2 rRNA genes are annotated in these 3630 nt (G+C 50.1%); both read right to left on the reverse strand.

The window, feature by feature from the left end:
- Nucleotides 1-50: 50 nt before the first annotated feature.
- Nucleotides 51-163: ribosomal RNA gene (rrf, locus tag ATF69_RS02645) — 5S ribosomal RNA — on the reverse strand.
- Nucleotides 164-306: 143 nt separating this feature from the next.
- Nucleotides 307-3185: ribosomal RNA gene (locus ATF69_RS02650) — 23S ribosomal RNA — on the reverse strand.
- Between the last annotated feature and the right edge of the window lie 445 nt (nt 3186-3630).

The raw sequence follows: 3630 nt of genomic DNA on the forward strand, positions 1-3630 counted from the left end.
AAAGCAAAAAACCCCAGTCATATCTGACTGGGGTTTTCTGGGCTGTAAGAGCCTGACGATGACCTACTTTCACACGGGAACCCGCACTATCATCGGCGCAAAGTCGTTTCACTGTCCTGTTCGGGATGGGAAGGAGTGGGACCAACTTGCTATGGTCATCAGGCATAACTTGGTGCTGGGCAGTTTTTGTGAACTGCCTGGCGAATTCATAGAGTCTGGAATCAGATGTTTGTGTTTTGACTGCGTCTAACTTGGCATAACAGACTTTGAGCTTCACGCTGGTTGCGTGTTGGCTATCAAAGTTATAGGGTCAAGCCGCACGAGCAATTAGTATCAGTTAGCTTAACGCATTACTGCGCTTCCACACCTGACCTATCAACGTCCTGGTCTTGAACGACTCTTTAGGGGGCTCAAGGCCCCGGCAGATCTCATCTTGAAACGAGTTTCCCGCTTAGATGCTTTCAGCGGTTATCTCTTCCACACTTAGCTACTCGGCAATGCCACTGGCGTGACAACCGATACACCAGAGGTGTGTCCACTCCGGTCCTCTCGTACTAGGAGCAGGCTTCCTCAAATCTGCAGCGCCCACGGAAGATAGGGACCAAACTGTCTCACGACGTTTTAAACCCAGCTCACGTACCTCTTTAAATGGCGAACAGCCATACCCTTGGGACCGGCTACAGCCCCAGGATGAGATGAGCCGACATCGAGGTGCCAAACACCGCCGTCGATATGAACTCTTGGGCGGTATCAGCCTGTTATCCCCAGAGTACCTTTTATCCGTTGAGCGATGGCCCTTCCATACAGAACCACCGGATCACTATGTCCTGCTTTCGCATCTGCTCGACTTGTCAGTCTCGCAGTTAAGCACGCTTATGCCATTGCACTATCGTCACGATGTCCGACCGTAACTAGCGTACCTTCGAACTCCTCCGTTACGCTTTGGGAGGAGACCGCCCCAGTCAAACTGCCTACCATGCACTGTCCCCGATCCAGATAATGGACCTAGGTTAGAACCTCAAACACACCAGGGTGGTATTTCAACGTTGGCTCCATGAGAACTAGCGTCCTCACTTCAAAGCCTCCCACCTATCCTACACAGATCTGTTCAAAGTCCAATACAAAGCTACAGTAAAGGTTCATGGGGTCTTTCCGTCTTTCCGCGGGGAGATTGCATCATCACAAACATTTCAACTTCGCTGAGTCTCAGGAGGAGACAGTGTGGCCATCGTTACGCCATTCGTGCAGGTCGGAACTTACCCGACAAGGAATTTCGCTACCTTAGGACCGTTATAGTTACGGCCGCCGTTTACTGGGACTTCAATCAAGAGCTTGCACCCCATCATTTAATCTTCCAGCACCGGGCAGGCGTCACACCCTATACGTCCACTTTCGTGTTTGCAGAGTGCTGTGTTTTTATTAAACAGTCGCAGCCACCGATTTTTTGCAACCCCGTTGGGCTCCCTCTGTACGAGTTCACCTACTTGGGGCATACCTTCTCCCGAAGTTACGGTATCAATTTGCCGAGTTCCTTCTCCTGAGTTCTCTCAAGCGCCTTAGAATACTCATCTCGCGCACCAGTGTCGGTTTGCGGTACGGTCGTCAATAGCTGAAGCTTAGTGGCTTTTCCTGGAAGCAGGGTATCACTCACTTCGTCTGCAAGCAGACTCGTTATCACCCCTCATCTAAGCCCGGCGGATTTGCCTACCGAGCACGACTACAGGCTTGAACCAACATATCCAACAGTTGGCTGAGCTAACCTTCTCCGTCCCCACATCGCACTATTGATCGGTACAGGAATATTGACCTGTTTCCCATCAGCTACGCATCTCTGCCTCGCCTTAGGGGCCGACTCACTCTACGCCGATGAACGTTGCGTAGAAAACCTTGCGCTTACGGCGAGGGGGCTTTTCACCCCCTTTAACGCTACTCATGTCAGCATTCGCACTTCTGATACCTCCAGCATCCGTTACCAGACACCTTCACAGGCCTACAGAACGCTCTCCTACCACTTGCAATAAATTGCAAATCCGCAGCTTCGGTAACTGGCTTAGCCCCGTTACATCTTCCGCGCAGGACGACTCGATCAGTGAGCTATTACGCTTTCTTTAAATGATGGCTGCTTCTAAGCCAACATCCTGACTGTTTTAGCCTTCCCACTTCGTTTCCCACTTAGCCAATTTTAGGGACCTTAGCTGGCGGTCTGGGTTGTTTCCCTCTTGAGTCCGGACGTTAGCACCCGGTGCTCTGTCTCCCAAGCTGTACTCTGCGGTATTCGGAGTTTGCATAGGTTTGGTAAGTCGCCATGACCCCCTAGCCTAAACAGTGCTCTACCCCCGCAGGTAATACTTGAGGCACTACCTAAATAGTTTTCGGAGAGAACCAGCTATTTCCAAGTTTGTTTAGCCTTTCACCCCTATCCACAGCTCATCCCCTAGTTTTGCAACACTAGTGGGTTCGGACCTCCAGTACCTGTTACGGCACCTTCATCCTGGCCATGGATAGATCACTTGGTTTCGGGTCTACACCCAGCGACTGATTCGCCCTATTCGGACTCGATTTCTCTACGGCTTCCCTATTCGGTTAACCTTGCCACTGAATGTAAGTCGCTGACCCATTATACAAAAGGTACGCAGTCACCCTTGCGGGCTCCTACTTTTTGTAAGCATGCGGTTTCAGGATCTATTTCACTCCCCTCCCGGGGTTCTTTTCGCCTTTCCCTCACGGTACTGGTTCACTATCGGTCGATTACGAGTATTTAGCCTTGGAGGATGGTCCCCCCATATTCAGACAGGATTTCTCGTGTCCCGCCCTACTTTTCTCTAACTTAGTACCACACGTCTGTTTTCGCATACAGGGCTATCACCTGCTATGGCCGGGCTTTCCATCCCGTTTTGCTAACAGTCGTGCTATCACTAGAAGGCTCTTCCGATTTCGCTCGCCACTACTTTCGGAATCTCGGTTGATGTCTTTTCCTCGAGCTACTGAGATGTTTCAGTTCACCCGGTTCGCCTCGCATACCTATGTATTCAGTATGCGATACCTCTTGCGAGGTGGGTTTCCCCATTCAGAAATCTCCGGATCAAAGCTTATTTGCCAGCTCCCCGAAGCTTATCGCAGGCTATCACGTCTTTCGTCGCCTGTAATCGCCAAGGCATCCACCACATGCTCTTAGTCACTTGACCCTATAACTTTGACATCTCTTTCAAGATATCGCCGTCATCTCAAGGACTTGCCAGGTCTTTCACCTGGCGCGTTATGCCGTAATGTGAATAATTCCTCAATATCACTATCAAGAAACATTCGTCATTACTGAGTTCAAATTACTTCGCAATCACTTTCGCAATCACGTTTGCTCATTGAACATTCGTTTTGACGCAATCAAAAATTTGTCACCAGGGGCACGGTCTGCACTAAACCTTTACGAATGTGCAGTTTCCCCTGGCAACTCTGATTTCGACTCTATGAATTTTTAAAGAACAGCCGATTGATCAATCGATATTGATCAACAACAAAGCAGCCTCTTTCAAAGCAGCTTTGGTGTTGAATTCCCGAAGTGTGGTTGGTGGAGGATGACGGGATCGAACCGACGACCCCCTGCTTGCAAAGCAGGTGCTCTCCCAGCTGAGC

Origin of the sequence: Acidovorax delafieldii (genome assembly GCF_007993815.1) — a bacterium.
GTDB classification, from domain to species: Bacteria; Pseudomonadota; Gammaproteobacteria; order Burkholderiales; family Burkholderiaceae_C; genus Acidovorax; species Acidovorax delafieldii.